Raw genomic sequence first — 2,918 nt, forward strand, 5'->3', positions numbered from 1 at the left:
TGCTGGGGGACCCCGCCGTGGGCACCGTGGCGATTCCCAGGGCGCATTTCGAATCGATCTGGAGCGGCCTGGTGCTGGGTGCACGCGCCGAGGTGGAAATCGCCAAGGCCAACTTCAACCATGAGCGTGACTGGCAGATACGTCCATCGGCCCCCGTCGGCAATGGCGTCGACCGTGCCGACGTGGCGTCGATGCTGCTGACGCTGCCGGCAATCAACGAACTGGGGCGATAACGGATGAGCAAGCATCGGATCATGTCACGACGGTCCACCGAGTGCCGGGGGATCGCAGCTCGGCGGCACCTCATCGGCTTCACATGCGGCGGCATGTGCGTGGTGTCGCTGTGGATGGCCAGTGCCACGCTGCAGGCAGCCGACTTTTCGCGCCTCGCACCGCTCGCGGAGGCGGAGCTCGCCACGTTGCGTGGCGGCTATCAACTGGCCGGGCTCGACATGAGTTTCGGGGCCACGCTGCAAACCGTGGTGGACAACGTACGTATGGATACCGTATTCGTCATCAACGGGGCAGGGACGGACATCGTTTCCCAGACCGTTACCCAGCACGGTGGCGTCGATGGCCAGGTCGTCAGCCAGGTCGGGCATGGCAGCGGCACTACCATCATGGAGCTGACGCCTAACGGCATCAACCTGGCCGGGATGCAGGGTCTTCCTGGCCTGGTGGTGAACGACAGCAAGGGGTTCACTTCGATGTTCCACTCGGTGACGAAGGACGCCATCCTCGGCAGTGTGGTCAGCAATGCCTCGCAGCGGGACATCCAGCAGCGTCTCGACATTGGCGTGCAGGTGAACAACCTGCCCGCCCTGCAAGCGGCCCAGCAACGACAGTCCATTACCGATTCCCTGGCCCGCTAGACGCCAGAATGCCTATCGACTCGTGCAGGCCCGGTGCTGAACACCGGGCCTGCCCTCATGTTCAGAATACGTTGGAGCCGAACGGTACCCGCAGCGTCAACACGGTATTGGGGGCGTCGTCGGTCACGCCCAACTCCAGGCCGAGGTTGACCGAGACGTCCTGATTCAACTGGTAGGACCAGCCCAGCAGCAGCGAGCCGACGTTGAGCGAGCGTGAGCTCTGCGTCGTTCTGGCATCGTCGTCGAAGTATTCGGTCTTGGTCTTGGCGATGAAATCGTTCTTGAACCCCAGGGTGAAGGAGGCCCGCGGGTTAATGGCGTAGGCCATGCCGAAGCTGAGCCGTACCGCATCGCCCGGATCGACCTCGCCGATACGTATCTCATCGGTGATCCGGGAATTGACGTCATCGCTCATGTTGTAGAGATAGCCGAGGTTGGCGAAGAACACCGCCGGGTCGGAGGGAAAGAGGGCGGTGACACTGGGCTCGATGGCATGGAAACCGGAGCCGGTGGCGAGCTCCTGCTCGATGCCGTCGGCGTCACGAGCGATATCGAAGGGACCGTCGCCGGTGACGCTCTTGTAGCGCAGGTTGCCGACGAAGAAGGGCCAGCCGTTGTGGCCGCGGTTGAGCTGGTAGCGGGCGGTGACCTCGATATCGCCCAGCCCGTTCCCGGACAGGTCGCGGTCGATGTCGAAGCTGTCATTTCCTACCGTGGGCACGGTGGCTCGCACGGTATCGTCGCGATAGACATAGGGCACCTTGAGCTCCATCTCCAGCCGGTCGGTGACCCCCAGGCGACCGGTGAGAGAGGCGGTCCATATATCCCGCTCGGCCTCCTCGGCGCTGAACACCCCGATCAGCAGGGTGCTGAGGATCTCGACGCCACGGAAGGTGAGGCGATTGACGCCCGAGTGGGAGTACTGCAGCGAGGGTTCGAGCACCAGCCGACCGCGTGGCGTCAGTACGCCGCCGATGTCGGCGATGGCCTGGACTTCAGGTTGCTCGGGAGGTGCCTCGACCGGCGCCTGGCCCACCGGTGACGTGACGCCGCCCGGAGCGTCGGTTTCCTGGGCCAGGGCGACCTGGGACAGCGCCAGGCACAGCGCGGTGGGTACCAGAAGGGCATGCATTCTAGTCATGTTGTTCTTCCCTTGATGTCCTGGTTCCGGGGAACCGTGATGATTGATGTCGGTCGTTGATGCGCTGGATGTCATACTTGTCCAGCAAGCGGTAGAGCGTGACGCGAGAGACCCCGAGCTCCCGCGAGGCGCGCGCAATGTTGTGCCGGTTACGCTTCAGGGCACTGAGGATGGTGTCGCGTTCCGCCTGATCGCGGATTTCCTCCAGAGTAGGTGGCTGAAGAGGCTTGCCTGGGATCCCGATGGGTATGTCCTCGGCCTCGATGTAGGGAGGGTTGGACATGAGCATGGCGCGGCAAACCGTATTCATCAGTTCGCGTATGTTGCCCGGCCAGTCATGGTTCTGCAGGAGTGCCATGGCTTGTGGACTGAACCCCAACAGCCCTTCCGGCCTGTACTGCTTGAATCGCTCGAAGAAGAGTTCGACGAGTGGCTTGATGTCCTCCTTCCTGTCGCGCAGTGGCGGAATTCTGATCTCTAGCACATTCAAGCGATAGAAGAGATCGAGCCGGAAACGTCCCTCTTCCACGAGGGTGGGTACATGCCTGTTTGTCGCCGCGACGATGCGCACGTCTGCCTTGGTTTCCTTGCGGCTACCCAGGCGGAAGAAGCTCTGGCTCTCGATGAAACGCAGGAAGGTCGCCTGGAGATCGTAAGGCAGCTCACTGATCTCATCCAGAAACAGCGTGCCTCCGGCGGCGGCCTCGATTTTTCCCATGCGTCGGCAATGCGCATCCGTGAACGCACCCTTCTCGAACCCGAACAGCTCGGACTGGATCAGGTTGGGCGGAAGGGCGCCGCAATTGATGGCGACGAACGGGGCATGGGCACGGGAAGAAAGCTCGTGGATACCCCTGGCGGCAAGTTCCTTGCCGGTTCCCGATTCACCGGTGATGAAGACAGGG

General features: G+C 62.5%; 3 protein-coding genes and 1 pseudogene. 2 read left to right on the plus strand and 2 right to left on the minus strand.

All coding sequences use genetic code 11. The features are described 5' to 3' along the window. Positions 1 to 233: pseudogene (locus DIS04_RS20185) on the plus strand (peptidase C39); the annotation flags it as partial. A 3-nt stretch (positions 234 to 236) separates the two neighbouring features. Further along, on the plus strand, positions 237 to 872 hold the full coding sequence (locus tag DIS04_RS20190) for a hypothetical protein (protein WP_111415584.1): 636 nt from the start codon (positions 237 to 239) through the stop codon (positions 870 to 872). Between the two features lie 61 nt (positions 873 to 933). Here the strand turns inward: DIS04_RS20190 and DIS04_RS20195 are convergent, their stop codons facing one another. Then, positions 934 to 2,013 carry a transporter gene (locus tag DIS04_RS20195; protein ID WP_245904667.1) on the minus strand — a complete coding sequence of 360 codons (1,080 nt, stop codon included), beginning with the start codon at positions 2,011 to 2,013 and terminating at the stop codon, positions 934 to 936. Further along, positions 2,006 to 2,918, minus strand: a 913-nt coding sequence (locus tag DIS04_RS20200) for a sigma-54 interaction domain-containing protein (protein WP_162623138.1), incomplete at its 5' end; no start/stop codon positions are given. The genes DIS04_RS20195 and DIS04_RS20200, both read right to left, overlap by 8 nt.

Origin of the sequence: Billgrantia lactosivorans, from assembly GCF_003254665.1 — a bacterium.
GTDB classification, from domain to species: Bacteria; Pseudomonadota; Gammaproteobacteria; order Pseudomonadales; family Halomonadaceae; genus Halomonas; species Halomonas lactosivorans.

Excerpts from the sequence above, each read along its gene's own strand:
- DIS04_RS20190 (WP_111415584.1), top strand. The coding sequence starts at position 237 with ATGAGCAAGCATCGGATCATGTCACGACGGTCCACCGAGTGCCGGGGG.
- DIS04_RS20195 (WP_245904667.1), bottom strand. The coding sequence starts at position 2,013 with ATGACTAGAATGCATGCCCTTCTGGTACCCACCGCGCTGTGCCTGGCG.